At 61.5% G+C, this 23,775-nt stretch carries 29 protein-coding genes, 1 tRNA gene and 1 rRNA gene; 11 read left to right on the top strand and 20 right to left on the bottom strand.

Features of this window, described 5'->3' with window-relative positions; translation table 11 throughout:
• The first annotated feature begins 68 nt into the window (after positions 1-68).
• Together rrf and GJR99_RS00495 are read left to right on the top strand one after the other, a co-directional pair.
• A 5S ribosomal RNA gene (gene rrf, locus GJR99_RS00500) occupies positions 69-190 on the top strand.
• 726 nt (positions 191-916) lie between these two features.
• The gene (locus GJR99_RS00495) at positions 917-2,101 is read left to right on the top strand and encodes a hypothetical protein (protein WP_151108729.1); all 1,185 of its coding nucleotides are present in this window, start codon (positions 917-919) and stop codon (positions 2,099-2,101) included.
• Between the two features lie 40 nt (positions 2,102-2,141).
• Here GJR99_RS00495 and GJR99_RS00490 read toward each other — a convergent pair whose 3' ends face one another.
• Positions 2,142-2,516 carry a hypothetical protein gene (locus tag GJR99_RS00490; RefSeq protein WP_151113779.1) on the bottom strand — a complete coding sequence of 125 codons (375 nt, stop codon included), beginning with the start codon at positions 2,514-2,516 and terminating at the stop codon, positions 2,142-2,144.
• Between the two features lie 64 nt (positions 2,517-2,580).
• Positions 2,581-2,919, bottom strand: a complete 339-nt coding sequence (locus tag GJR99_RS00485) for a hypothetical protein (protein ID WP_151108728.1) — start codon at positions 2,917-2,919, stop codon at positions 2,581-2,583.
• 297 nt (positions 2,920-3,216) lie between these two features.
• Here GJR99_RS00485 and GJR99_RS00480 point away from each other — a divergent pair, with 297 nt between their 5' ends.
• Both GJR99_RS00480 and GJR99_RS00475 read left to right on the top strand, forming a co-directional pair.
• Complete coding sequence (locus GJR99_RS00480; protein WP_151108727.1) at positions 3,217-4,407, top strand: redox-regulated ATPase YchF; 1,191 nt, start codon at positions 3,217-3,219, stop codon at positions 4,405-4,407.
• A 54-nt stretch (positions 4,408-4,461) separates the two neighbouring features.
• Complete coding sequence (locus GJR99_RS00475) at positions 4,462-4,815, top strand: hypothetical protein (RefSeq protein ID WP_151108726.1); 354 nt, start codon at positions 4,462-4,464, stop codon at positions 4,813-4,815.
• A 27-nt stretch (positions 4,816-4,842) separates the two neighbouring features.
• Here GJR99_RS00475 and GJR99_RS00470 read toward each other — a convergent pair whose 3' ends face one another.
• Together GJR99_RS00470 and GJR99_RS00465 are read right to left on the bottom strand one after the other, a co-directional pair.
• Entirely contained in the window at positions 4,843-5,448 is a 606-nt protein-coding gene (locus GJR99_RS00470) for a GNAT family N-acetyltransferase (protein ID WP_151108725.1), read from the bottom strand.
• Between the two features lie 98 nt (positions 5,449-5,546).
• Positions 5,547-6,860 carry a 5'-deoxyadenosine deaminase gene (locus GJR99_RS00465; RefSeq protein WP_151108724.1) on the bottom strand — a complete coding sequence of 438 codons (1,314 nt, stop codon included), beginning with the start codon at positions 6,858-6,860 and terminating at the stop codon, positions 5,547-5,549.
• Between the two features lie 133 nt (positions 6,861-6,993).
• On the opposite strand from GJR99_RS00465, the gene GJR99_RS00460 reads away from it, so the two are divergent.
• Complete coding sequence (locus GJR99_RS00460) at positions 6,994-7,395, top strand: universal stress protein (RefSeq protein ID WP_151108723.1); 402 nt, start codon at positions 6,994-6,996, stop codon at positions 7,393-7,395.
• Between the two features lie 299 nt (positions 7,396-7,694).
• Here GJR99_RS00460 and GJR99_RS00455 read toward each other — a convergent pair.
• Positions 7,695-7,769: transfer RNA gene (locus tag GJR99_RS00455), tRNA-Glu, on the bottom strand.
• Positions 7,770-7,853: 84 nt separating this feature from the next.
• On the bottom strand, positions 7,854-9,011 hold the full coding sequence (locus GJR99_RS00450) for a metal-dependent hydrolase family protein (protein WP_151108722.1): 1,158 nt from the start codon (positions 9,009-9,011) through the stop codon (positions 7,854-7,856).
• 138 nt (positions 9,012-9,149) lie between these two features.
• Between GJR99_RS00450 and GJR99_RS00445 the strand changes: the two genes are divergently transcribed.
• A complete protein-coding gene (locus tag GJR99_RS00445) occupies positions 9,150-9,887 on the top strand; it encodes an SDR family oxidoreductase (RefSeq protein ID WP_151108721.1) in 738 nt (245 codons plus the stop codon).
• Positions 9,888-9,920: 33 nt separating this feature from the next.
• On the opposite strand, the gene GJR99_RS00440 is transcribed toward GJR99_RS00445, so the two are convergent.
• The 4 genes from GJR99_RS00440 to GJR99_RS00425 form a co-directional block, all read right to left on the bottom strand.
• Positions 9,921-10,715: an MOSC domain-containing protein gene (locus GJR99_RS00440; protein WP_151108720.1), complete on the bottom strand. Its 795-nt coding sequence runs from the start codon at positions 10,713-10,715 to the stop codon at positions 9,921-9,923.
• Complete coding sequence (gene psmA, locus GJR99_RS00435; protein WP_151108719.1) at positions 10,716-11,444, bottom strand: archaeal proteasome endopeptidase complex subunit alpha; 729 nt, start codon at positions 11,442-11,444, stop codon at positions 10,716-10,718. It lies immediately after the preceding gene.
• A gap of 124 nt (positions 11,445-11,568) precedes the next feature.
• Entirely contained in the window at positions 11,569-11,751 is a 183-nt protein-coding gene (locus tag GJR99_RS00430; protein WP_151108718.1) for an HVO_2922 family protein, read from the bottom strand.
• Positions 11,752-11,842: 91 nt separating this feature from the next.
• Positions 11,843-12,688, bottom strand: a complete 846-nt coding sequence (locus tag GJR99_RS00425) for a hypothetical protein (RefSeq protein ID WP_151108717.1) — start codon at positions 12,686-12,688, stop codon at positions 11,843-11,845.
• 171 nt (positions 12,689-12,859) lie between these two features.
• Between GJR99_RS00425 and sufB the strand changes: the two genes are divergently transcribed.
• Together sufB and GJR99_RS00415 are read left to right on the top strand one after the other, a co-directional pair.
• A complete protein-coding gene (gene sufB / locus GJR99_RS00420; protein ID WP_151108716.1) occupies positions 12,860-14,293 on the top strand; it encodes a Fe-S cluster assembly protein SufB in 1,434 nt (477 codons plus the stop codon).
• A 57-nt stretch (positions 14,294-14,350) separates the two neighbouring features.
• On the top strand, positions 14,351-14,836 hold the full coding sequence (locus GJR99_RS00415) for a hypothetical protein (protein WP_151108715.1): 486 nt from the start codon (positions 14,351-14,353) through the stop codon (positions 14,834-14,836).
• Positions 14,837-14,854: 18 nt separating this feature from the next.
• On the opposite strand, the gene GJR99_RS00410 is transcribed toward GJR99_RS00415, so the two are convergent.
• From GJR99_RS00410 to GJR99_RS00390, 5 genes are all read right to left on the bottom strand, one after another.
• Entirely contained in the window at positions 14,855-15,061 is a 207-nt protein-coding gene (locus GJR99_RS00410; RefSeq protein ID WP_151108714.1) for a DUF4177 domain-containing protein, read from the bottom strand.
• Complete coding sequence (locus tag GJR99_RS00405) at positions 15,058-15,612, bottom strand: dihydrofolate reductase (protein WP_151108713.1); 555 nt, start codon at positions 15,610-15,612, stop codon at positions 15,058-15,060. Before GJR99_RS00405 ends, GJR99_RS00410 begins: the two co-directional genes overlap by 4 nt.
• Positions 15,609-16,607 (bottom strand): thymidylate synthase, encoded by a 999-nt coding sequence (thyA, locus tag GJR99_RS00400; protein WP_151108712.1) that lies wholly within the window; start codon positions 16,605-16,607, stop codon positions 15,609-15,611. The genes GJR99_RS00405 and thyA overlap by 4 nt, the downstream gene beginning before the upstream one ends.
• A 99-nt stretch (positions 16,608-16,706) precedes the next feature.
• Entirely contained in the window at positions 16,707-16,949 is a 243-nt protein-coding gene (locus tag GJR99_RS00395) for a type II toxin-antitoxin system HicA family toxin (RefSeq protein ID WP_151108711.1), read from the bottom strand.
• A gap of 57 nt (positions 16,950-17,006) precedes the next feature.
• On the bottom strand, positions 17,007-17,231 hold the full coding sequence (locus tag GJR99_RS00390; protein ID WP_151108710.1) for a type II toxin-antitoxin system HicB family antitoxin: 225 nt from the start codon (positions 17,229-17,231) through the stop codon (positions 17,007-17,009).
• 129 nt (positions 17,232-17,360) lie between these two features.
• Here GJR99_RS00390 and GJR99_RS00385 point away from each other — a divergent pair, with 129 nt between their 5' ends.
• The gene (locus tag GJR99_RS00385; RefSeq protein WP_151108709.1) at positions 17,361-17,942 is read left to right on the top strand and encodes an MBL fold metallo-hydrolase; all 582 of its coding nucleotides are present in this window, start codon (positions 17,361-17,363) and stop codon (positions 17,940-17,942) included.
• A 30-nt stretch (positions 17,943-17,972) separates the two neighbouring features.
• Here GJR99_RS00385 and GJR99_RS00380 read toward each other — a convergent pair whose 3' ends face one another.
• A complete protein-coding gene (locus GJR99_RS00380; protein WP_151108708.1) occupies positions 17,973-18,263 on the bottom strand; it encodes a DUF5827 family protein in 291 nt (96 codons plus the stop codon).
• 153 nt (positions 18,264-18,416) lie between these two features.
• Here GJR99_RS00380 and GJR99_RS00375 point away from each other — a divergent pair, with 153 nt between their 5' ends.
• A complete protein-coding gene (locus GJR99_RS00375) occupies positions 18,417-18,833 on the top strand; it encodes a DUF7522 family protein (protein WP_151108707.1) in 417 nt (138 codons plus the stop codon).
• Between the two features lie 123 nt (positions 18,834-18,956).
• On the opposite strand, the gene sod is transcribed toward GJR99_RS00375, so the two are convergent.
• The 3 genes from sod to GJR99_RS00360 form a co-directional block, all read right to left on the bottom strand.
• The gene (gene sod / locus GJR99_RS00370; RefSeq protein WP_151108706.1) at positions 18,957-19,556 is read right to left on the bottom strand and encodes a superoxide dismutase; all 600 of its coding nucleotides are present in this window, start codon (positions 19,554-19,556) and stop codon (positions 18,957-18,959) included.
• A 138-nt stretch (positions 19,557-19,694) separates the two neighbouring features.
• Entirely contained in the window at positions 19,695-20,300 is a 606-nt protein-coding gene (locus GJR99_RS00365; protein ID WP_151108705.1) for a DJ-1/PfpI family protein, read from the bottom strand.
• Positions 20,301-20,372: 72 nt separating this feature from the next.
• Positions 20,373-21,806, bottom strand: a complete 1,434-nt coding sequence (locus GJR99_RS00360; RefSeq protein ID WP_151108704.1) for a cryptochrome/photolyase family protein — start codon at positions 21,804-21,806, stop codon at positions 20,373-20,375.
• A gap of 280 nt (positions 21,807-22,086) precedes the next feature.
• On the opposite strand from GJR99_RS00360, the gene GJR99_RS00355 reads away from it, so the two are divergent.
• Complete coding sequence (locus tag GJR99_RS00355) at positions 22,087-22,908, top strand: hypothetical protein (RefSeq protein WP_151108703.1); 822 nt, start codon at positions 22,087-22,089, stop codon at positions 22,906-22,908.
• A gap of 27 nt (positions 22,909-22,935) precedes the next feature.
• Here the strand turns inward: GJR99_RS00355 and GJR99_RS00350 are convergent, their stop codons facing one another.
• The gene (locus GJR99_RS00350) at positions 22,936-23,613 is read right to left on the bottom strand and encodes a 6-hydroxymethylpterin diphosphokinase MptE-like protein (protein ID WP_151108702.1); all 678 of its coding nucleotides are present in this window, start codon (positions 23,611-23,613) and stop codon (positions 22,936-22,938) included.
• Between the last annotated feature and the right edge of the window lie 162 nt (positions 23,614-23,775).

Here is a 23,775-nt window from a genome sequence, read left to right as displayed (position 1 = left end):
CGTACATTAAGTCAGATTCGACGCCACCGATATTGGTATGGCGACGGTTCGATTCCGTCGATCGGATTTAAGGCGGCCAGAGCGGTGAGGTTCCACCCGTACCCATCCCGAACACGGCAGTTAAGCTCACCTGCGTTCTGGTCAGTACTGGAGTGAGCGATCCTCTGGGAAATCCAGTTCGCCGCCCCTATTCATACTCAGAAAGCCCACCGGAGATTCCTCCGGTGGGCTTTCTTCATTTATGGCGAGTGGAATCTCCACTCGCGTATCACTCATCCGTGAGCCGCAGCACGCGGTCTCGACGAGAGGCCGTCACGCGGTCACGACGAGTGTAACTGCGAGTCGTCTCCGACAGCCTACAGAGAGTCGTCTCTGACAGCCTACAGAGAGTCGTCTCTGACAGCCTACAGAGAGTCGTCTCTGACAGCCTACAGAGAGTCGTCTCTGACAGCCTACAGAGAGTCGTCTCTGACAGCCTACAGAGAGTCGTCTCTGACAGCCTACAGAGAGTCGTCTCTGACAGCCTACAGAGAGTCGTCTCCGACAGCCTACAGAGAGTCGTCTCCGACAACCGACAACGTACACATCTCTCTGAGAGACATCTCTCTCCCTCCCACTCTGTCGCGTCCTCGACGACCCAAACAGACAGGTTCGTCCGACAGTCGTCGAGAGATGCGCAGGCGGTGGTCGGGATATGTGCAATCAGGCCGTGTGCAACCGACGTCAGTCCGAGACCAACCGACGGCCGGCCTAGAACCCAGGGTGCCGTCCCTCGTTCGACGAAATCGGGAGCGAAAATGAGCGAAATCGACAGACGAAAGCCCGATTCCACACTGGTAAAATAACGTGAAATTCAGCGAAAACCGAAGTCACGATTGACCCCTTTTACCGTATCGGGGTTAGAAGAAGGGGTTGCATGCGCGGCAGCAAACTCACCACGGCAGTCATGGTCATTGCGATGCTGACCGTCGCGATGGTCCCCGGGGCCGTCGCCGCAGAAAGCGACGAGCAGTCCCTCCAGGTCAACGTCACGCAGGACGTTGAGACGGGCAACGCGACAGTGACCGTGACACAGAACGATACAGACGAGACGGCCGTCGATAACGCAACGGTCGTCGTCGAGTCGAGCGGTAACTACAGCGGAAACGGCACGCACTATACGGACGCCGAGGGCGCCCTCGAACTCCCGAACCCGTCCGAGCGCGTGACCGTCACGCTGAACGTGACCACGGAAGACGGGAACAACACGACAGAACTCTCCCGAGAGCTCATCCCGCTCAACGAGTCTCTCGACGTCTCCGTCGAACAGGACGACGCCAACGACACGCTGACTGCGACCGTCACGCAGTACGATGAACCAGTCGAAGGTGCGTCGGTCGACGTCAACGGGACCGACTACGAAAACGACACGTACGAGACCAACTCGAACGGCACCGTCGAAGTCGCCGAACCGGCGAACACGACGAACCTCACGTTCGCCGCGACGAGTGGTGACCTGACGGCTGAGACCACCGTCAGTGTCGAGGGCGACGACCTCGCACTGTCGGTCGAAGAGGTCGACAACACGACCGTCGTCATCGACGTCACCGAAGACGAGGTGGCCGTCGAGGGTGCGAACGTCACCGTCAGCGGTGACTACACGGAGGCTGGCGACTACGAGACCGACGGGAACGGGACGGTCGAACTCGCTGCCCCACTCCAGAACAACACGACGGTCGAAGTGACCGCCGAATACGAGGGCGCAACCGTCTCGAAGACGGTCGTCTTAGGCGGTGAAGTCGAGGAAGACGACCCGTTCGGTGACCTCGTCACCAAGTTCATCGAGCGTCTCAAGCAGAACACCATCGAAGGGCCGATGGGACAGGCAGTCTCGGAGTACGTGACCGAGCACAACCCAGGTAAGGCGGACGAAAAACGTCCAGACAACGCCGGAAAGAAGGACAAGGGCAACGACAAGCAGGGCCCACCGGAAAAAGCGAACAAGGGCGCTAACGCAGAAGGCAACGACGAGAAGGGCAACGACAAGAACAAAGACAAGTCGAACACCGACGAAGACAAGTCGAACAACGGCAACGGTAGCGGCAACGGCAACGAAAACTAACGGTTCGACTTCGGACGCCCCCTTTTCCCGGCCGAGAGTATTACTCGGCCGGTTCTATCTTTTCGACGTCGATATCGCCGAGTGTACTCACTCTCGACGCCGACACGTCGAGTCGCTCGACTGCGAGCGTCGCACCGACGACCACGAGTTCGTCGTCCACACGAGCAGGGACACCACTCGGATACCACGCCGAGTCGTCGGTCACACGGACCGCAGAGCGAAGCGAGTCCCGAAGTCTCCGTTCGGCGAATACCGTCGAGACGAACGCGAGCGACGCCGCGAGCGTCACACCGCCGCTGTCGAACGTCGCAGTGGTCGCTTCCCGTCTGGCGGTCTCCAGTGCCCCCGCGAGGGCGAACGACTGTCTCGCCTGCGTCTGGTCTGTCAGTCCACGCGAGAGCGCCGCGTCTTGCATCGCTCGAATCGCCGTTTCGGTCGTCGGTTCTGGGTCGTTCACGGCTATCTCGAAAACTGGGTGGTCACGCTTCGTCGAACGACGGAGACCGAAGCGAATGGTCTACGAGAGTCTCGTCGGAGCGGAGCGTAACAGTCCCGAGAAACACTGTCTCACCGTCGGGTGCGTTCGAGGCGATGGTTCGGAGGACGTTCTGTTGGTCGAGGACGTCCCACGTGATGCGCTCGACGAGTCGCTGAAAGGCGTCGGGGTCCGTCCATCCGGAGTCGATGTCGGACGGGACGTTGACGACGAAGCGGAGTTCGGTCTCCGTGACCTGAATGCCGACGCCGAAGGTGTCTGCGGCCTGTGTCTCGTCGGCCGTCGTCGAGTCGTCCGTCCTCGCCTCGTCCGAATCGGTCATCAGCGGGAGTCAGAGACGTGAGGACAAAGATGCACCGGACGGAGAGGGATGCACACCGGACGGAGAGAGACGTGCACCAGACGGAGAGGGATGTGCACCGGACGGAGAGAGCTGTAGTCTCGGCTGAGCCTCCGAAACGCTGCCGAGTCGAATTGCAACCCGGTCGTTGGGTTGTCGTCCCTCGGGGTCGAGTTCCCAGAACCGCCTCCTACGGCCCTGCAAGTGTGATAATTCCACGCATAGCGCGGTCGAACGTCGAACCGTTATTAGCGTTGGACTCGGCAATCCGACCAACGAATGAGTTACAAGATCGGTCTCGTCGGAAAACCCTCCGTCGGGAAATCCAGTTTCTTCAATGCGGCGACGATGAACGACGTGCCGGAAGGCGCGTACCCCTTCACGACGATCGACCCCTCCATCGGTGAAGCCTACGTTCGCGTCGAGTGTGCGGCCCCGGAGTTCGACGAATCGTGTACGCCCTCGGTCGGGTACTGTGACGACGGGATGCGGTTCGTCCCAGTCAAACTCGTGGACGTGGCGGGCCTCATCCCCGGTGCACACGAGGGGAAGGGCCTCGGTAACCAGTTCCTGACCGACCTCAACGAGGCGGACGTGCTGGTTCACGTGGTCGACTTCTCCGGCGAGACGGACATCGAAGGCGAGGCAACCGAGGGTCACGACCCTCGCGAAGACATCGACTTCCTCGAGGACGAACTCGACATGTGGTATCTGGGCGTCCTCGAGAAGGGTATCGAGCGGTACCGCTCTGGCTACCACGGCGAGGAGAAAGATATCGAAGTCGACCTCGCAGAGCAGATGTCCGCGTTCAAGACGAACAAAGACGAGATCAAGCAGGTCATCCTCTCGCTGGACATCGGTCTCGACCCCGACGAGTGGGAAGACGAGGACAAAGAAGCCCTCGCCCGCGAGATTCGCAAGCGCACGAAACCGATAATCATCGCGGCGAACAAGATGGACAAGCCAGTGTCGCAGGAGAACTTCGAGGAGATTACCGCGGACCCAGCGTACGACCACCTCACGTTCACGCCGACGAGCGCGCACGCGGAGAAAGCGCTGAAGAACGCTGACGAGGGTGGCGTCGTCGAGTACCGGCCCGGTGCCGACGACTTCGACATCGTCGGTGACGTGAGCGGTGAACAGGAAGCGGGTCTCGAACAGATTCGTGCGTTCATCAACGAGTACGGCGGCACGGGCGTCCAACAGTCCCTCGAGAAGGCGCTGTTCGACGTGATGGGCGCAATCGCTATCTTCCCCGGTAGTGCGAACGGGAAGTCCGATTCGCAGGGTGTCTTCCGCGACTGCTTCATCCTCCCCGACGGGTCGACCACGGAAGACTTCGCGTACCACCTCCACTCCGACATCGGTGACGGACTCCTCCACGGCATCGACTGCCATTCGAAGCGCCAAATCGGGTCAGACCACGAACTTGGGCACCGTGACGTGGTCGAGATTATCTCTACGAACTGACCTTCACTGACCGCAACCGTAACACCGTTATACACTCGGCTTCAGGGGCGGTGTATGGGTGAGGCCGAAACGTCAGCAGCGTCACTCGACGTCGAGATAGGGGGTCTCGGCGGCGAAGTGACACTCGCAGACTTGTTCCCGCCGACGTGGGTCGAGTCACACACTGATTCGACATCTATCGACAAGTTCGTCGACGACAGCGGATTCGACGTCTCCGACCAGGAGTCGTTCGAGTCGATTCCGACCCACAAGTGGGACCGATACGTGGATACACACACCGAGTTCGACGACTGGCAATCGATGCTTTCTGCCGCAGTCGAACGCTACGTCCTCGAACGGACGGGAACTACCGACGCCGACAGCGACGAACCCGACACAGAGAGCGAGTCGGCCGAAGCACGCGCGTAACTCACTGTCGAGTCTGTCGACAACTCGTTACTGTTGTGTGGTGTCTCCGACCGCGTCGACACCGCGCGAAAGCGCTTCGTTCCACCACTGACGAGTCTGTGCCGTCTCCACCGAGAGCGGCTCGTCCGGGTCGTCGGGGTGCGGACAGAGTTCGAGCGCCCACCACTCCACGTCGTGCCACGTGCCGTGTTTGTAGCCCATGCGCTCGAAGCGGCCGGCGCGTTCGAAGCCGAACGACTCGTGGAAGGCGATACTGGGCGGGTTCGGCGTCGTGATGACGGCGTAGGCGGTGACGTAGCCCTGTCGCTCGAGAATCTCGAAGAGCGCCGTGTACAACCCACGAGCGACGCCGCGGCGCTGGAAGTCGGGGTCGACGTAAACCGACGTCTCGACCGCCCACTGGTAGGCCGCACGCTCTCGAATGGGCCCCGCGTACGCGTATCCGACGACCGACCCGTCGAGTTCGCAGACCAACCACGGGTGGTGTGTCTTCTTCCGGAGTTTGGTTTCGAGGTCGGTGAGAGTCGGCGGTTCGGTGGCGAACGTAATCGCGGTCTGTTCGACGAACGGTTCGTAGATAGCGCGGATAGCAGGGAGGTCGGACTCCGTCGCGGCGCGGAGGCGAACGGCCATACAGTGGGTGGTGACGTGGGGAGAGATAGATGCGACGATAATGGGCAGAACGACGGTAGAGGACAGAGCGACGATGACTGCAGTCGGTCCCCAGGGCGTCAGTGTTCGGGTGCGACCGACTCGATAGTCGCCGCGTACTCGCGTGCGCGGTGACGGATATCGTCAGCGTCTGCACGGACGTGTTCGCCGTCGTCGTAGAGCACTTCGCCGTCGACCATCGTGAAGACCACGTCGTCGCCGTGGGTCGAAAAGACGAGGTGCGACATGACGTCGTGCAGTGGCGTCGCGCGCGTTAGGTCGGTCGTGAGGCCGACGATATCTGCCTTCCACCCTTCGCGGAGGCGTCCAACACGGTCGAATCCGGCGGCTTTCGCACCGTTTCGGGTCGCCATCTCGAAGACCGTCGCAGCAGGTGTGTTCGTCGGGTCGAGTGAGTCGACTTTCTGGAGGAGACTGGCCTGTCGCATCTCCGTGAAGGGGTCGAGCGTGTTGTTACACGGTGGGCCGTCGTTGCCGAGGGCGACGTTGATGCCGCGTTCGAGGTAGTCGGTGATGGGTGCGATGCCCGACGCGAGTTTCATGTTCGACGACGGGCAGTAGGTGACGTGTGTGCCAGTCTCTGCGAGCACTTCACGTTCGCTCTCGTCTGTGTGAACACAGTGTGCGAGGACGACGTCGTCGCCGGTGATGCCGACTTCGTCCAACCAGTGAATGTTGCGCATCCCGGTCTCAGCTTCGATGGTTGCAACTTCCTCTCGGTTTTCGCTCGCGTGGGTGTGGATTCGAACTCCCTCGTGGGCATCGACGAGTTCGCGCACGCCACGGAGACACTCCTCCGAGCAGGTGATGGCAAATCGTGGTGTGACAGCGTACTGAAGACGGCCGCCGAAGGAGTCGTGGTAGCGCTCGATGAGTCGCTCGGACTCTGCGAGTGCCGCGTCGGTGTCTTCCTGCAGGTCGTCGGGCGAGTTCGCGTCCATCAACACCTTCCCGATACGGCCGCGGATTCCCATCTTACCCGCCGCTTCGAAGGCTTGGTCGGCGTGGCGGACAGAGAGGTGGTCGATGACCGTCGTCGTCCCCGACTCGATGCATTCGAGATAGCCGAGTTCGGCGGCGACGCGCATTCCATCGGCGTCGAGGCCGGCCTCCATCGGGAGGACGTGGTCGAACAACCAGTCGAGCAGCGAGGTGTCGTCTGCGATTCCCCGCCCGAGCGACTGGACGGAGTGGACGTGCCCGCCGACGAGTCCCGGTGCGACGATATCGAACTCGCGGCGCTCGTGAGTCGGATACGTCTGGATAAGCGCCGCTCGGTCACCGACTGCAACGATGTGGTCGCCGTCGACGACCACTGCTCCGTCTTCGATGATGGTGGCTGCGTCCGCAACCACCGTTCCCACGAGTAACATCCTCGTTTGCGTAGTTGCGCCGTGGTCAAATATCTGCGGAACCGAGCACTACGGCGATGCTCCGGCGGGGTTTAAAAATCGCCCCCGGTTTCGAGGGTACCCATGGACGGACCAACGGACACCATTTCACAGTATGTACCGCGTACTCGTTCCCATCGACAACGACGAGAATCGAGCGCTTCGGCAAGCGAGGTTCGTCACCAACCAACCGTACGACCTCTCGAACGTCGAAGTCGTGTTGACGCACGTCCTCCACGGCGAAGAGAGACAGGCACCGCCCGCGATGCAGACGCCGAGTCGCGTCACGACTGTGAAACGAGCGAGAGAACACCTCGAAGACTACGACGTGAACGTCACTATCGCTGAGGCGAGTGCCCCGCCGGAAGACGGGATTCTCGACTTGATAGACGAAGTCAACGCAGACCACATCGTCATGGGCGGGCGCAAGCGGTCGCCCGCCGGAAAAGCCATCTTCGGGAGCGTCACACAGACGGTCATCCTCGAATCGGACGTCCCGGTGTCGGTCACGGGGTGAGTCGGTCGAACGCGGGCATTCGAACCTGTGCGACGCCCTGTTTTTTCGACGAGACTAGCGCATCCAGAACTGTGGATACTGGTCAGAGACACCCGCTCACGGGTGTGACGGGATTTCTACGGGTAGTGACGAGTGGGACGTCGTCGAGGGAGTGAGGTCGAATATCGAACGGACCCGACGTGGATTCGAACCACGGTCGCTCACTGCGGTCGCTCCCTGATTCGAATCCCTTCCTCCGCATTCACTCTCACAAGCCCGAGAGACCCAGAGGTCTCTCGGAGGGTTGTGTTCGAGAGAAGTGCTCCGTCAGGGATTCGAACCCTGGTCATCACCGTGAGAGGGTGATATGATTGGCCGGACTACACCAACAGAGCACGTTGGTACATTCTCATTTATCGCGTGGTTTCGTAAAAGGTTGTCGTTTCTGGGGAACCGTGACACCCACTGCCGTGTTGCGATTAGACCGCTCTCGACCCGTCGCGGTACACCTGCTCGACGGTCCGCCACGCAGACGCGTCTTCGCTCGGGTCGGCTTCGAGGACGACGAGGTCGGCCACGTAGCCCTCGGAGACCTTTCCGACGTCGTCCAGCCCGAGTAAGTCGGCGGCGCTGACCGTCGCCGCTTCGAGTGCTTCGGCAGGTGAGAGACCGTATTCGACCATCAGTTCCATCTCGCGGAGCGCGTTCTGGCCGTGGTCGTTGAACGGCGTCCCGGCGTCGGTCCCCATCGCAATCTTCACGCCGGCGTCGAGGGCGTGTTCCCACGCGACTTCGAACCGCTCGGCGGCGTCTTCGGCTTTGGCGACCGCCTCTGCAGGGATTCCGGCCTCGGTTCCGTGCTCGACGATTTCGCGGACTGCAGAGGCCGTGGGAACCCAGTAGGTACCGTTGTCGACGAGGAGCGCCGCTGCTTCTTCGTCCATGAACATCCCGTGTTCGATGCTGGTGATGCCGGCGCGGGTGGCGTTTTTGATGCCTTGTTCCCCGTGAGCGTGGGCCGCCGTCGGGACGCCTTTGGCACTCGCGGCCTCGACGAGCGCGCGCATCTCGTCTTCGGTGAGTTCGGGCGCGCCAGTGACGGCACCCTCCGTGAGCACGCCGCCGGTCGCCATGCACTTGACCACGTCTGCACCGCGTTTGAGTTGCTCTCGAGCGGCCTTTCGGACTTCGTCTGGGCCGTCTGCCTCGCGGCCGAACCAGTGGCCGTGGCCGCCGGTCATGACGATATTCTCGCCTGCTGCGAGGATGCGCGGACCGGGAACGTCGCCATCGGCGACGGCGACTTTGGCACTCGTCGCGAGGTTCCCGGCCGACCCGAGGTCACGGACCGTCGTCACGCCTGCTTCGAGGGTCTGTCGGAGGCTTGCAGTCGCTCGGAAACACGCGCGTTCGACCGTGTCACGCCGATACGAAGCGACGTCGGGGCGACCATCCATCATCAGGTGGACGTGTGCGTCGACGAGTCCGGGTGCGACGACCGACCCCGAGACGTCGTGTACCTCGCCTTCGACGTCGTCTCCGACCGACTCGATTCGCCCAGTCGATTCGTCGACGACGACGTTGGCGACGCGGGAACCATCGACGTCGACGACCCGACCGCCGGTGAGTGTAAACATGCCTCTCTCAACCGACCGAGACGACGTAAAGACGCTGGTGCCGGCGGTCGGTTCCGGAGTGGTCGTGTCGGTCGAAAGTGGCGGCAAACGGCCACGTCGAGGGAACCGTTGATTGTCGTGCCCATCACATCCACTCGTATGCGCGACGATCTCACAGACCGAGTTGCACTCGTCACGGGTGCGAGCGCGGGTATCGGCGAAGCCACCGCACACGCTCTCGCGGAGGTGGGCGCGAACCTCGTCCTCCTCGCCCGTCGAGAAGACCGACTGCTCAGCATCGCGGAAGCCGTCGAATCCGAGTACGGCGTCGAGACACTCGTCGTTCCGACGGACGTCCGCGACGAAGACGCCGTCGAGGCGGCGTTCGACCAGACTCTCGACGAGTTCGGCCGACTCGACGTCGTCGTGAACAACGCCGGCCTCGCACGCGGGTCCGACGTGGAGTCGATGACGACTACCGAGTACCGCCAGATGATGGATACGAACGTCGACGGCGTCTTCTACATCTCGCGGGCCGCCTTGCCGCACCTCCGCGAGACCGCAGGGAACCTCATCTTCGTCGGGAGTTTTGCCGGCCAGTATCCACGCCCGTTCAACCCGGTGTACGCCGCGTCGAAGTGGTGGGTCCGAGGCTTCGCACACAGTCTCGAAGGACAGGTCGGCGACGCTGGTGTCGGTATCACCGTCGTCAATCCGAGCGAAGTGCGAACCGAGTTCGGGTCCGAAGACGGCGAAGCCTTCGAAGTACGGTTCGAGGCCGGCGAAGTCACCGAACCAGAAGAGATTGCGAACGCGATTCGGTTCGCGGCGTTGCAAGACGACTCGACTGTCAGCGAACTCGACCTCTACCGGCGCGACAAGTTTAGTGGGTGGTGAGAGCGGCGTCGATACGAGGTGAAGGCGGGGCTTTCACTCTACGACGACGTCGCCGACGACGACGGCGTCGCCCACGGTGAGCGTCTCGCCCCACGACGACTCGGGGACGACAGTGTTGACCATGACGCGGAAGTCGTGGTCGAACCAGTCACCACCGGACCAGTCGGGGAGTGTCTCACGGCGCTTCGTCACGAACGTCTCTCGGAACCCCGGCGTTCCGTCGCCGGTGTCGGGGTCACGGGTTGGAACGACACAGCGTTGGCACGGGTTGACGCCCTCGAACGAGACTGCCCCGACCTCGAATTCGACGCGCGTCGCTCGCCCGTCGAACAGGTGGTCTTCCCAGAACGGGGCCGGTGCGTCGAGTTCGAGATTCGGCCGGAGACGGCGACGCATCTCGGCGGTGTCGATACCGTCGAACCACGACGCCACTGCTTCGATAGTCGCTGTCGAGATGATAGACGGGCCGCTGGCGATGGTGTCGTCGGGGAACCCCCCTGCCGGGTCGCGGCGAAGTTCGACTGGATAGCCGACGTAGTCTGAGAGCCATTCGTCTGCGGCGTCTATCGGGCCGTGATAGTCGTCGCAGTCGGGTGCCGTGAGTCGAATCGTCCCGTCGTCGAGTGAGACCGAACTTCGGATTCGGTGAATCGACCGCTCTCGTTTTCCGTTGACGTAGTTACCGTCGTCGTCGAAGAGAGCGTACTCTCGGTCGCCGGAGAGACCACCGTTTTCGACGACGTCGGCGCTCGCGACGAACTCGGGGTCGAGCGACTTCACCGGATAGACGGCGATGCGGTCGAGCGTCACCACGCCCCCGTCCGGCATCTACGCCTCGTCTTCGTCGGGAGCGGCGTCCGCGAACGCTTCGGCGACCGCTTCGTCGTCGAGTTCCGTGTAGCCGTCTTCGGAGAGCATGACGGCGTTCACGTCTTCTGCGGAGAGTTCGTCGTTCGCCTCTCGAAGCGCCGAAAGGGCGAGTGCGAGGCCGTCTTGCAGCGTCATGTCGTCGGTGTAGCCCGCTTCGAGTGCCTCTTGAATGTCGTTGCGGAGGCCACCGATGGCGACTGCCTTCCACTCTTGCGGCGTCCCGGAGGGGTCGGTCGCAAAGAGGCGTGCTCGTCCGTTCTCGACACCGCCGATGAGGAGCGCCGCACCGTACGGACGCCTGCCGCCGGACTGCGTGCTCTCTTGGATGTCGTCGGTGACTGCCTTCGTGAGCACTTCGACACCGATTGGTTCGCCGTAGCGGAGTCGTTCACGCTGTGCAGTCGTTCGGGCGAAGTCGATGAGTTTGCGGGCGTCGGCGACGTGGCCGGCGCTGGCGGCACCGAGATGGTCGTCCAGTTTGTGAATCTTCTCGATGCTCTTGGTCTCCATGAGCGACGACGGAGACGACCGCTGGCCGACGAGGACGACGCCATCGGTCGTCCGGATGCCGACGACCGGCGCACCACGTTTGACCGCCTCTCGGGCGTACTCGACCTGGTAGATTCGGCCATCTGGAGAGAACAGCGACGTACCGCGGTCGTACGCCTGTTTGTCGTTTCGGTTCATCGAACGACGACCTCGTTCTGGAAGGCGATGTTCGTCATTACCACGTGGTCGGTTCCGGAGGCGGAAAAAGCCTCCACACCCGGCAGTGTAGTGGGGTTCACGTGACCGCTCCGCAGTTGCAGTGTCACGTTTCGACGACGGCGGCCTCTGGAACGTTGCGTTTGAGGCTCTCGATACCCTGTTTGGCCTTCTGTTTCGACGCGTAGCCCTCACCGGAGTCGGCGAGGATGTTTCCGTTGTCGTGGACGAGACGCCATCGGTACTCACCGTGGGCGTCGGTGTACACTTCGAAGCGGGCTTTGCTCATACGGAGAGATAGGTGTCACTGCGGCAAATCTTCACCGCTGGGTGTGGGTAATTCGTCGCGACGAGACGGCAGCGGGGTCGGTCGGATACCGTCAGGCTGGTGCTTCTTCGACTTCCGAGAGGTCGATCTCGAACAACCGACTTCCACAGTCGTCACATCGAATGACGAGGACCTCCCACGACCGACAGCAGGACTCTGCCGTCTCCTCTCCGAACTCGACGTTTCCACCGCAGTCAGGGCACGAATCGAGGTAGATTCGGAGTCCCCTCGCCAGCGCGCTTCGTTGGTCGTTGCCGAACCCGTCCCAGCCGTCGAGTCGGGGTTCGAGGGCTACGTCGGTCGCCACGTCGGCGGTGAGCGCGGCGTGTGAATCCCACTGACCGACGTATACTCCGTCGACGGCGGCGGCGAACCATCGGTCCCGTTGTTTCAGTGTGACCTGTTCTTCGTCGACGCCGAGGATGGACGCGAGGCGCTTCCGAACGGCCGCGTCGTCCGTTCGCTCGATTTCTCGAGCCCACTCGGATTCGAAGTCGGCGGTCAAACACAGGTCGTCGATGTCCTCACAGGGTTCGAGCGCGCCGGCCTCCTGCAACACTGCCTCGACGTCGAACGATGGTTTCTCGCCAGTACCCAGTCCGACGTCGCTTTGGACGCCCATCTCGGTGGGCGACGGCTCCTTGTCGAACCACCTGAGGACGCGGTCCGGGAAGTACCGCTTCGTGAGCGTGGGCGTCCCCGGAACGAGGTAGCCACGGGTGTAGATGGCGGCGACGAAGATGGCGAACGAGATGACGACGAGCGGTGCCCACACGAATCCGAGCAGGAGGCTCAGTCCGGCCGCGATGACGACGTTCACGATGGTACAGGGCATACATCGGTTCTCACCGGTGTATTCGGGTTGGCGAATCCGGTCGACGAGTGTTGAAGCTGTCATAGGAGGTCTCCGGTCGAGGGTGTCGATATTACGACGGTTAACAGGATAAATGTAGGTGCGTGTCGCGGTCTTCTGTCCCACAAATACCGGTTATTCTGGCGGGAGAGACTCTCTTCCGGCCTACACGTAGGAGGCACCCTCATATCCTCAGAGAACCCCTAGACTGGTGTTATGAGTACTCGCCAAGAGAAGCACTTCGAGGAGGCGGACGTCCAGAACCGCTTCGACTTCAAGAAGGAACAGAAGGCCGCGTTCGTGGCCGAAAAGGGTCTCAACGAAGAGACCGTCCGGGTCATCTCCGAAGACAAGGGTGAACCGGAGTGGATGCTGGAGCGCCGCCTCCGTGCCTTGCGGATGTTCGACGCGATGCCGATGCCGATTGGGTGGCCAGGGCAACCCGACCTCTCGGAAGTAGACGTCGACAGCATCGTCCCGTACATCCGCCCCGACGTCGAAGTCCGCGGCGGAGTTCGTGACTGGAACGACCTGCCAGAGGATATCAAAGACACGTTCGACAAACTGGGCATCCCAGAAGCCGAGAAGAACGCCCTCTCGGGCGTCGGAGCCCAGTACGAGTCCGAAATCGTCTACCAGAACATGCGCGAGGAGTGGGAAAAAGAGGGTGTCATCTTCATGGATATGGACAAAGCCGTCCGGGAACACCCCGACTTGGTCGAGGAGTACTTCATGACGAAGTGCGTCCCGCCGAGTGACAACAAGTTCGCCGCACTCCACGGTGCAATCTGGTCCGGCGGGTCGTTCGTCTACGTCCCCGAGGGGGTCACCGTCGACATGCCGGTCCAGGCGTACTTCCGCATGAACTCCGCCGGGATGGGCCAGTTCGAACACACGCTCATCGTCGCGGAGAAGAACTCAGAGGTTCACTACATCGAGGGCTGTTCCGCACCGAAATACTCCGCGTTCAACCTCCACTCGGGGTGTGTCGAAGTCTTCGTCAAAGAGGGGGCGCACGTGCAGTACTCGACCGTCCAGAACTGGTCGAAGAACACGTACAACCTGAACACGAAGCGCGCTATCGTCGGCAAGAACGGACGGATGGAGTGGATTTCGGGGTCGATGGGCTCGAAAGTCACGATGCTCTACCCCGCGACGATTCTCAACGGTCGCGGTGCGTCGGACAACCACATCACCATCGCCTTCGCCAGTGAGGGCCAGAACATCGACACCGGCGCAAAAGTCTACCACAACGCTCCGGAGACCAAATCCACCATCGTCTCGAAATCTATCTCACGGGGTGGCGGCCGGACCAACTACCGCGGTCTCGTCCGAATCGCACACGGGTCGACCGACTCGTCGTGTTCTGTCGAGTGTGACGCGTTGATGTTCGACAACGTCTCGACGTCGGACACGATGCCCCACATCGAGATTCACGAGAACAGAGTCGACGTCGCACACGAGGCCACCGTCGGCAAGATTGGCGACGAAGACATCTTCTATCTCCAGTCTCGCGGCCTCGACGACGAGGAAGCCAAGCAGATGATCGTTTCGGGGTTCATCGAACCCATCACGAAAGAACTCCCAATCGAGTACGCCGTCGAACTCAACCGACTGGTCGAACTCGAGATGGAGGGTAGTCTCGGCTAGTTCCTCGATACCGTCCCTCACTCTGTTATTATTCGTCTCCGAGCCGTCAGATTACGTATGTCTTCCTACTCTCTGACCGCCCTCGTCGCGGTGTTCGTCGTCGGCGTCGTGCTCGGCGGTGCCTCTGTCGCGTTCGTCACGCCGACGGAGACTACGACTTCACCCACGTCCTCCATCTCTGCTGCCACTGGCTGTCTCGCCCCCGACGAGACTGCCCCGTCGTCGTGGGTCGTCCGAATGCCTGCTGGTGAGCAGACGACGTTCGCGTTCAACCGGACGTTCACACACGAGACGCCGAGCGTCAGAATCGACGGAACCGTCGAGACGGTCGCAGACGGCGAGTACGTCTACCGACTGACGACGGGTCCGGACGAAGACAGTCAGAAGCCGCCGTCAGACGACTGCACGCCGCGGACGACGATGGACGCCGTCGTCTCGATTCCGAGCGACTACGAGTCGCTGACCATCGTCTTCGACGGAGAGGAGATGGTGACCATCGAGAACGACGGGTCGAATCCGCTCTACCGGCCGCTCGAAGGCTAACTCGACCAGTCAATCGCGTCACTTCGGCCGTTTGAACACGAGCGCCGTCTGTCCGCTTCCCGCGCCTGCACCGCGGGAGTCGGAGATGGTATCGACGAGTTCCCAGCCGTCGCCACCGAGCGAGTCGAGTGCGTCTTCCATCGGTGCGGTGTCGCCGCTGAAGAGGCCACCGTCGGCCGTTCGGACGATTTTGTACTCCCACCGCGTCTCGTGGGCGTCGCTCACGACTGCGCCTCACGGCGTTCGTATTCGACGAACGAAAACCCGTCTCGGGTGTCGCGGTCGGTTTCGACCCACTCGTCTCGGTCCCAGTCGGGAAAGCGCGTGTCGCCCTCGTACGTGTCGTCGAGTTCGGTGAGGACGAGCTTCGACGCGCGGTCGAGGAACTGCTCGTACACCGTCGCACCGCCGACGACGTACACCGTCTCGACGCCCATCTCGTTCGCGACGGTGACGCTCGCGTCGACTGCCTCGGCTATCGACGCGGCAGTCTGTGCACCGTCCGGCAGGTCGAGGTCACGACTCGTCAGGACGACGCTCTGCCGCCCTGGAAGCGGGCCGTCGAGTTGCCGAGCGATGCTCTCGTAGGTCTTTCGTCCCATGACGACGGGATGGCCCATCGTCGTCTCTTTGAAGTGTTTGAGGTCTTCCGGCAGGTGCCACGGCATGTCGCCGTCGCGTCCGATGACGCCGTTTTCTGCGACGGCGGCGACGAGGACGAACTGAATCGAATCTTCGCTCGCCGTCGCCGACTGGTCGCCGTCTTCGTCGCTCATTCGGCCACCGCGAAGCGAATCCCGTCGGCGGGGTCGTAGTCGCGGAGGACGATATCGTCGAACGTGAGGTCCGAGAGAGGGACGTCGGCGACGTCGAGCGTCGGGCAGTCGCGCGGTTCTCTTGCGGCCTGCAAGAGCAGTCCGGGGACGTGGTCGTAGTCCTCCTCGCCTTCTGCTTCGGCAGGTGCGGCGTCGAGCAACCAGTCACGCACGTCGAGGTACTCCTCGCGGGATTCGACGTCTGCGAGACGGGCCTGAAGTTCGTCGAGGTTGTCGCCGTACCACGCACCGCGCTCGCCGGTTCCGCAGTAGACGTGTGCGTCGACGATAGTGTGGGCGAACTTGCCGAGTTCGAACCCGGTCTGTTGGGCGACGACCTGCGCGAGGATGGCGTACGCCGCGAGGTTGAACGGGACGCCGAGGGCGATGTCGCCCGAGCGCTGGGTCAGGTGAAGGTTGAGTTCGTCGCCCTGCACGTTGAAGACGAACGTGTAGTGACACGGCGGAAGGGTCGAGACGGCGGCGTTCGCGGGGTGCCACGCGTTGATGACCATCCGCCGGGAGTTGGGGTTCTCTTCGAGCGTGTCGAGGACGTACGCGAGTTGGTCGAACGTTCCTTCGTCGTTCATCCAGTGCTGGTCGGCGTCGGGCCACGCCTCACCCGGCAGGCCGTCTTCGGGGACCGGATACCGTCGCCAGAAGCGCCCGTAAGCCGTATCGAGGTGCCCTTCGTCGTCCGCCCACGCGTTCCAGATACCGGTCTCCTCGCGGAGGTTCTTGATGTGTTCTTCGCCGGAGAGATACCACAGCAGTTCGTGGATGAGCGAGTTCCAGCGGAACCCTGAGAGGTCTTTCGTGGTGAGAAGCGGAAAGCCCTCCTGCAGGTCGACTTCGTAGTGCTTCGAAAACCCAGAGATGGTGTCTACACCCGTTCTGTTGGGTTTGTGCGTGCCGGTGCCGAGAACGTCGGTGACGAGGTCGAGGTATTGGCGCATGTGGGGTCCCCAGAGTCGGTTCTTGGTCTTGGTTGAGTCCTACTAAAGGCATTCCATCCGTTCGTGATTGCCGGTGGTGTGCTCTAACAGACGAACCGACTACGAGAGGTCGTCAATCCACTCGCAGAACTTGTCGAAGTCCTTTGCGCCGGCCTGTTCCGCAATCTTCCGCAGCGTGCCTACTGCAATCTCTTTGTGCATCGGCACGGTCACACGGCGGACATCCCCATCTGGGTGCTTGTACACGAGACGGACGTGGCTCCCGGTTCGTCCAGCAGGACGATATCGCATCTTCCGGAGGACCTTGACGACTTCTTGGCCGCTGTAGGTCCGTCGTGACACGATAGTATGCCAATAGGTGTGGGTACTAAAAATCACGCACGCGCGAGCGAGTCCTCATCAGAACCAGGGTGCGTCAGAACTTTCGAGAGATTCTTCATCGACATCAGCAGGGAGCGGCGACTCGTGGAGCTCTATTGCCTCAGCAAGCATTGCAAGTGCTTCAGGGCGAGTCTTTCCCTGACTGGCTACGCCCGTAGACTCGTCTGTCGCGACGAACCAATCCCCGTCCTTGACGATTGTGACGGTGTCTTTGGAGTTGTCTGGGGCACGGGCTTCGCTCATTATACCATACCATGGTATGGCAGGCTATAGATTTTCGGGAAAACTCCTGTTCAGACAGAATGGTTGGAAGCGACGATGATTCGGTTTCGGCCCACAACAGGAAAGGCCCCACTCGTCTTACCATGTGTTATGATTCGCAACCTCGCACAGGGGATTCGCGTCTTCACGAGCAACGCCTTTCTCGTGGAGGGAGAGACGACGGCGCTCGTCGATGCGGGTGCAAACTTCGACATCGTCTCGGCGGTCAGCGACGTGACCGACCACCTCGACGCCGTCTATCTCACGCACACGCACCCCGACCACGTCGGGAACGTCGACGCCCTCCGCGAGGCGTTCGACGTCCAGACGTGGGGGTACGACGCAGGTAATCTCGCCGTCGACAACCGAATCGAAGACGGCGAGCGCATCCAAATCGGCGACGACGTGTACGAAGCCATCCACACACCGGGTCACAAAGACGACCACCTCTGTTTCTTCTCGCGTGGGTCGGGCGTCTGCTTCGCCGGCGACCTCGTCTTTGCGAACGGCGGATTCGGCCGCACCGACCTTCCAGAAGGCGACCGTGAGGTACTCATCCAGAGCATCGACCGCCTTCGAGAGGTTGCGGGCGACGAAGTGACCGAGATACACACCGGTCACGGTCCGAGTATCGTCACTCGACCACAGGACGACCTCGAACTGGCGTCGCAGGCCGCTCGAGTGAATCGCTGAGTGGCGACGGCGCAGGCCGAATCGCTCGTTCTACTCTTCGTCGTCTTCAGCGACGGCGTCTGGGTGAAGACCGAAGTATCCTGGGTCGTCGCCGCGCGGGTCGTTGATGACGAACTTCTCTTCGTGTTGGATAATCCACGGAATCGTCCACTCGATGAGGCGGTCTTCGGTCTCCTCGCTGAGCTCGGTGGTCGGGTCGAGACCCTGTAACATCCGAGCGATTTCGTCGACAGTGTACATGTAGTCGGGGTCGAGAACGTCTTCTGGGTCGTACAACAGGTAGCCATAGAGAGTATCGAACTCGTCTTTCGGCTTGGGCATACAGACTGGTTCTCTGCGGACCGGCAAAACCCCGACGACCCTCCGCCGAGAGACGACGGCGTGGAACTGGCAACTACTAGACGAGTAAACTTCGATAGCGGGAGAGCCGTTCTCATGCCAATGCTTATCAATGGTGAGTGGGACACGAGAGCGATGAGTGATGCCGCCTCACGAATCGTCGAAACCGTCCGCGCGTTCGGTGGAGACGCACTTCGAGACTTGTGGGTCTTCGACCGACAGGGATACGAACATCTGTACATCCGAGCGGACGTGGCCGACGCGATCGACACCGTCGACGTCGCGAAGTTCATCGACAACGAACGGTTCGGTTACGTCACCAGAGATACGTACGAGGCGCTTTACTACGCCGACTACGGCTACACGGTGAGAGGATTCGATACGTTCGAACAGTTTCGGACGTTCGTCGGTGACGGTCCAGTCGGGATGTTCGCCAGTTTCGACCGGGGGAGTTCGGGCCGTGACTTTGCCACGCTGAACGACCGCATCCAGGCGTTGTCGAACGAGTTCGATTTCTCGCGTCTCACCACTCCTGCCGAAGCACTCGACTGACTGGTCGGGTCTGTCTTCTCGCTCTGTTCTGTCTTCTTGTTCTCGTGAGTCTCTTCGCACGACAGCGCACCCGCTGGTCGGGAGTTTGCGACTCTCTAAAAAGGTTTGTCAGGATGTGCGGGTCTACTCGAAGAGTTCGACGGCCTGCTCGTAGCGGGCCGACGGCTCTTCCCAGTCGACGACCTCGAAGAACGCGCTGATGAAGTCACCGCGGGCCGGGCCGTAGTCGTGGTAGTAGGAGTGTTCCCAGACGTCCAGCGCGAGGATGGGGTGGCTGCCCCAGAGTGCGCCCTGGTCGTGCTTGTCGACGACGACGTTCCGAAGCTGGTTCGAGAACGAGTCGTAGACGAGAAGTGCCCAGCCACCGGCAGCGCCTGCTGCGGCTTCGAATTCGCCCTTCCAGGCTTCGTAGGAACCGAAGTCCTCCGCGATGCGGTCTGCGAGTGCACCCGACGGCTCGGCACCGCCTTCCGGCGACATGTTCTGCCAGAAGAGGTCGTGCAGGATGTGACCGGAGCCGTTGTGGGTGACGTTGCGGAGCGCGCCGGCGGACGAACCGAACTCGCCTGCCTCGCGGTTCGCTTCGAGCGTCTCGTCAGCGGCGTTCCATCCGTTTACGTAGCCCTGGTGGTGGGTGTCGTGGTGCCAGGTCAGGACTTGTTCGGAGATGTGGGGTTCGAGCGCGTCGTAGTCGTACGGAAGCGGGTCGAGTTCGTAGCTCATTGTGTAATAACCTCCGTACTGAGGGTAGGGCGGAATCCTGTTAAAACTTGAGGAGAGGTATGGTAGCACAGAACAAGGCCTCGCACCCCGCAGTCTGCCGATTTCGACAGATTAGATTGCCGGTAATTCCCGTACGTGTCAGCCGTCGAACGGGGTGTCTCGGCGTTCGTACTCTATCTCGCTGGCGACACGAGTGGCGACCTCGCTCCCGAACTCTCGTTCGACGACGTGTAACGACAGGTCGAGGCCGGACGTGACACCACCGGCGGTGAGGACGTCACCATCGTCCACGACGCGGGCGGTAACCACTTCAGCGTCCGTCTCACGCAAGTCGTCCAGTGCGCCCGCGTGTGTGATTGCCGGTCGCCCACTGAGGATACCCGCTCGAGAGAGGAGCATCCCACCCGTACAGACACCGGCGACCATACTGCCGCCTTCGTGAAGCGTCGCTATCGCTTCGGGAATCTCACCCTTTTCGGCTTCTGCCCAGGCGCTCTGGTCGGCGCGGGAGTTCCACCCGCCGCCTGGAACGACGAGGAGGTCAGGGTGGTCGGTTTCCGGGTCGAGGACGCTATCGACACCGACGCGCATGCCGTGGCTCGCAGTCACGAACTCGCGTTCGTCGAGTGTGACGAACTCGGCAGTACAGTCAGCACCGAACGCCCCCGCGTTCTGGAACACTTCGAACGGGGCGACTGCGTCGAGTTCGTCGAACCCGTCGTAGAGGAGGATAGCGACGTGCATGGATAGCCACTCGCGGGGCGAGACGATAGCGTTTCGCCACCGGTCGTGACGACTGCGACCGAACGACTGTGGTCAGTCGCCGCCTCTGGCCGTTTCGAACATCGAGAGTGCCATCTCACGTCGTTCGGCGTGGTCCACGATGGGTGCAGGATAGTCGGGTGCGACACGCTCGCGTTCTGTGTCGCTCAGTTCGTGCCAGTCGTGGATGGTATCGGCGGATACGCCTTCCAACTCAGGCACGTACTGTTTGATGTACTCGGCGTCCGGGTCGTAGCGTTCGCCCTGCGTCATCGGGTTGAAGATGCGGAAATACGGTTGGGCGTCAGTACCTGTCGAGGCGGCCCACTGCCAGCCACCGTTGTCGTTCGCCGTGTCGTGGTCCGAGAGGAGTTCGCGGAAGTGTGCGTAGCCGTGTCGCCAGTCACACAGCAGGTCCTTCGTGAGGAACGAGGCGACGATCATGCGAACGCGGTTGTGCATGTACGCCTCGGCCTTCAGTTGGCGCATCCCGGCGTCGACGATTGGATAGCCTGTCGCACCGTCTTTCCACGCTTCCAACTCGGCAGGGTCGTCGCGCCACTGGATGTCGTATTCGAACTCCTTGTAGTTCTCCGAGACGACGTGTGGATTGAACCTGAGGACGTGTGTGTAGAACTCGCGCCACGCGAGTTGTGATTGGAACTCCTCTACGGACTCGTCTCGCTCGCCACCCACACCTTCCCTGGCTTCGGCGGTGGCGGCGTACACCTCTCGAATACCGATGGTCCCGAACTTCAGGTCCGTCGAGAGTTTCGAGGTGCCTTCCCGAGACGGGTAGTCTCGGTCAGCTGCATAGTGATAGATTGCGTCGTCACAGAACGCCTCGAGTCGCCGGCGTGCGGCCGCGGTTCCGGCCGAAATCACGTCGGCAGTCGGTTCGTCGAAGCCGAGGTCGGCCATCGTCGGGAGGTCACCGACAGTGACGTCCGGAACCGACTGTGTGACCGACTGGAGCGTCTCCACGTCGGCAATTACGTCGTCGTCGGGTTCTGGGTACGGGTCGGGTTTCTCACGGTCACGCCACTTCTTCCAGAAGTAGGTGTACACCGAGTAGGGGTCGCCTGCGTTCGTGGTAATCGACCCTGGAGGGTGGAATATGGCGTCGTGAACTGATTCGCGAGCGATACCGGCATCGTCGAGTGCGAGCCGAACCGCGGCGTCACGGTCTCTGGCAACTCCAGAGTAGTCTTCGTTCCAGACCACTCGGTCTGCGCCGAGTGCCGTCGCGATTTCAGGAACGAGCGTCTTCGGGTCGCCTCGGGCGACGAGGAGGTCACCTCCAGCAGCACGGTACGACGCGCGAAGTTCGGCGAGTGCGTCGAGTAGATACCTGACGCGTGGCGAACCGGCGTGTTCGAGAACCGCGTCGTCGAACACGAAGAGCGGGGCGACGTCGTCGCTGGCGGCGTTCGACAATCCTCGATTATCGGCGATTCGTAAATCACGCCGGTGCCAGTACAGGTGCATAACCGCGCTTCAGGACGGAAGAACCGTTAATGTAGCGGCAGGCACGGACTTACGCTGGAATTTATCCACAAATGCCCCCCTACTTTGCTGCGTTCCCACCGAGAGAACTACCCTGTTCAGTGTCTAACCGGACGACCCTCGACAGATAGTAGTACGTAACGCTGACGCTCTGCGGTAACGTACTATTATGAACTGAATTCAGATAAGTCCACACATTTACATTCTTCATATCTGATGTACCCAGTCCATACCTATACGGTGAGAACACTTTCTATGCAGTATGTCTGGGCGACGACTCTCCCTTGGCCTCGAGATACACCAGCCACTGCTCGGGAGCCCAATCGCCTTACCTCTACTATTCTTGACAGTTGTCTGTGGAACACTCGGATGGCTCGTGTGGTCACCGTACGGTGTGGCCTTCGGCGTGCTCCCACCAGCAGTCGTGTTCGGGTTTGCAGTGCTCGAGTTCCGGCGGTCGCGACTGCCGAAACTGCCGGCAGCAGAGTCCTCTCCACCGCTCGCCCTCGACGGAGAGGTCGACCTCGTCTCAGACCTCCACGCCGCAGGAATCTTCACCGAGGGGACCTCCGGAGACCTCGCCCTCTCGAGCCGGTTTTCTAATGACTGGCAGCGACGAATGGCCGGGATGGATGGGCGAGAACACGACCGGAACGCCCTCGCAGACCTGTTGGGTGTCGAGCGCGCCCGCGTCGAGATGGGATGGGACGAACGAGGACTGTTCGCACAACTAGACGGTGGAAATATCGGTCGGTGGACGTCTCGGGCCGCCTTCGTCGCCGACTTGACCGCGGTCATGACGTTCCGGCGCCACTACCCGGAGTGGTGGGAGCTCTCGACGGCAGACCGAAACCGCGTCCTTGGTGCGCTTCGTCTCAGTCTCCACCGGTGCCCGACCTGTGAGGGGTCTGTCGACGTGGACACCGAGCGAGTGAGCGACGCGGGGACGACGAAAAAGCGCCACGTCACGGTCACCTGTCTGGCGTGTGACGCCGAACTCTTCGACGCAGTCGTAGACGAGACGACGCCAACCGTCTCCAGCACCGATACCGAGGCGGGAACACCGCCACACAACACGCGGTAGCGTCTGTTGGCTGCCGTAGTCGAGACGCTACGGCAGTGGCTCGATATCGTCTCGTCTTCCGTCGAGAACGGAAAACTGCTCCCCTCGACGGTGTTCGAGCCAGCCTAATAGGCGCTCGGCCCACGCCAGTTTCTGTGCTTTCATCTCGTCTACAGTGGGGTCGTCGAAGTCCCAACCAGCGAAGACGAGTCTCGCTGCGCCGAGTTCGTCTGCGATGAAGGCCGCCCGGTCACCGTCCGTGAAGCCACCCCAGTTGACCACGGGGCCACGGGGTTCGGCCTGTGTGGTTCCGAGGACGTGGTCGGTGTCGAACTTCGGCACCCACTCACGAATCTGTGGGATGTTGTCGCCGTGGGCGGCGGCGGCGACCGGAGTCCCAGATTCGGTCAACTCGACTGCCGTCTCAGGATTCTTGTCGAGGTCGGTCACCATCAAGTCCAGGTCGTAGCCCGCCTCACGGACAGTATCGGCGGCCGTCGAGGCGGCGACGACGATATCCGCATCCTCGACGCGTGCGAGTTCGTCGTCGAGTGTCGGGGCCGCGCCGCAGATTGCAACCGTCTTTCCTTCCCACGCGAGACGAGACCTGTCGAACGGTGAGACGAACGACGCGAGGACGTCGCGGGCCGTTTCGTCACCCTCCCTGCCGAACCCGAAACTGTCGAGAATCTGCGTGTAAACGGGGTCCCACTCTGTAAATCGCATAGTTGATACTCACAGTGCTGTAGCTCTGGAGTGTAACTGTATGGGCCGGAATGGCACTCGTGTACCCCTACCCGCGTGCCCTTCCGGCGTCCACAGGACCGTTTTAGAGTCGGATGGTATAAGTTTTCTCTTAGTCGAACGGTCAAAGTATGCCGAACGTCA

The sequence above is a fragment of the Haloferax marinum genome, assembly GCF_009674625.1.
Classification (GTDB): domain Archaea; phylum Halobacteriota; class Halobacteria; order Halobacteriales; family Haloferacaceae; genus Haloferax; species Haloferax marinum.
The sequence above is the reverse complement of the archived record's forward strand: the minus strand, read 5'-3'. Positions and strand labels throughout refer to the sequence as shown.

Bases quoted from the DNA above. Each gene is read 5' to 3' on its own strand.
- GJR99_RS00475 (WP_151108726.1), top strand. From the start codon at position 4,462: ATGGGTGAGGCCGAAACGTCAGCAGCGTCACTCGACGTCGAGATAGGG.
- GJR99_RS00490 (WP_151113779.1), bottom strand. From the start codon at position 2,516: ATGCAAGACGCGGCGCTCTCGCGTGGACTGACAGACCAGACGCAGGCG.
- sod (WP_151108706.1), bottom strand. From the start codon at position 19,556: ATGAGCTACGAACTCGACCCGCTTCCGTACGACTACGACGCGCTCGAA.
- sufB (WP_151108716.1), top strand. From the start codon at position 12,860: ATGAGTACTCGCCAAGAGAAGCACTTCGAGGAGGCGGACGTCCAGAAC.
- GJR99_RS00495 (WP_151108729.1), top strand. From the start codon at position 917: ATGCGCGGCAGCAAACTCACCACGGCAGTCATGGTCATTGCGATGCTG.
- GJR99_RS00485 (WP_151108728.1), bottom strand. From the start codon at position 2,919: ATGACCGATTCGGACGAGGCGAGGACGGACGACTCGACGACGGCCGAC.
- GJR99_RS00465 (WP_151108724.1), bottom strand. From the start codon at position 6,860: ATGTTACTCGTGGGAACGGTGGTTGCGGACGCAGCCACCATCATCGAA.
- thyA (WP_151108712.1), bottom strand. From the start codon at position 16,607: ATGCGCCAATACCTCGACCTCGTCACCGACGTTCTCGGCACCGGCACG.
- GJR99_RS00425 (WP_151108717.1), bottom strand. From the start codon at position 12,688: ATGACAGCTTCAACACTCGTCGACCGGATTCGCCAACCCGAATACACC.
- GJR99_RS00440 (WP_151108720.1), bottom strand. From the start codon at position 10,715: ATGCCGGACGGGGGCGTGGTGACGCTCGACCGCATCGCCGTCTATCCG.
- GJR99_RS00350 (WP_151108702.1), bottom strand. From the start codon at position 23,613: ATGCGATTTACAGAGTGGGACCCCGTTTACACGCAGATTCTCGACAGT.
- GJR99_RS00375 (WP_151108707.1), top strand. From the start codon at position 18,417: ATGAGTGATGCCGCCTCACGAATCGTCGAAACCGTCCGCGCGTTCGGT.
- GJR99_RS00380 (WP_151108708.1), bottom strand. From the start codon at position 18,263: ATGCCCAAGCCGAAAGACGAGTTCGATACTCTCTATGGCTACCTGTTG.
- psmA (WP_151108719.1), bottom strand. From the start codon at position 11,444: ATGAACCGAAACGACAAACAGGCGTACGACCGCGGTACGTCGCTGTTC.
- GJR99_RS00450 (WP_151108722.1), bottom strand. From the start codon at position 9,011: ATGTTTACACTCACCGGCGGTCGGGTCGTCGACGTCGATGGTTCCCGC.
- GJR99_RS00470 (WP_151108725.1), bottom strand. From the start codon at position 5,448: ATGGCCGTTCGCCTCCGCGCCGCGACGGAGTCCGACCTCCCTGCTATC.
- GJR99_RS00405 (WP_151108713.1), bottom strand. From the start codon at position 15,612: ATGAGCGACGAAGACGGCGACCAGTCGGCGACGGCGAGCGAAGATTCG.
- GJR99_RS00430 (WP_151108718.1), bottom strand. From the start codon at position 11,751: ATGAGCAAAGCCCGCTTCGAAGTGTACACCGACGCCCACGGTGAGTAC.
- GJR99_RS00360 (WP_151108704.1), bottom strand. From the start codon at position 21,806: ATGCACCTGTACTGGCACCGGCGTGATTTACGAATCGCCGATAATCGA.
- GJR99_RS00355 (WP_151108703.1), top strand. From the start codon at position 22,087: ATGTCTGGGCGACGACTCTCCCTTGGCCTCGAGATACACCAGCCACTG.
- GJR99_RS00445 (WP_151108721.1), top strand. From the start codon at position 9,150: ATGCGCGACGATCTCACAGACCGAGTTGCACTCGTCACGGGTGCGAGC.
- GJR99_RS00390 (WP_151108710.1), bottom strand. From the start codon at position 17,231: ATGAGCGAAGCCCGTGCCCCAGACAACTCCAAAGACACCGTCACAATC.
- GJR99_RS00385 (WP_151108709.1), top strand. From the start codon at position 17,361: ATGATTCGCAACCTCGCACAGGGGATTCGCGTCTTCACGAGCAACGCC.
- GJR99_RS00460 (WP_151108723.1), top strand. From the start codon at position 6,994: ATGTACCGCGTACTCGTTCCCATCGACAACGACGAGAATCGAGCGCTT.
- GJR99_RS00480 (WP_151108727.1), top strand. From the start codon at position 3,217: ATGAGTTACAAGATCGGTCTCGTCGGAAAACCCTCCGTCGGGAAATCC.
- GJR99_RS00365 (WP_151108705.1), bottom strand. From the start codon at position 20,300: ATGCACGTCGCTATCCTCCTCTACGACGGGTTCGACGAACTCGACGCA.
- GJR99_RS00415 (WP_151108715.1), top strand. From the start codon at position 14,351: ATGTCTTCCTACTCTCTGACCGCCCTCGTCGCGGTGTTCGTCGTCGGC.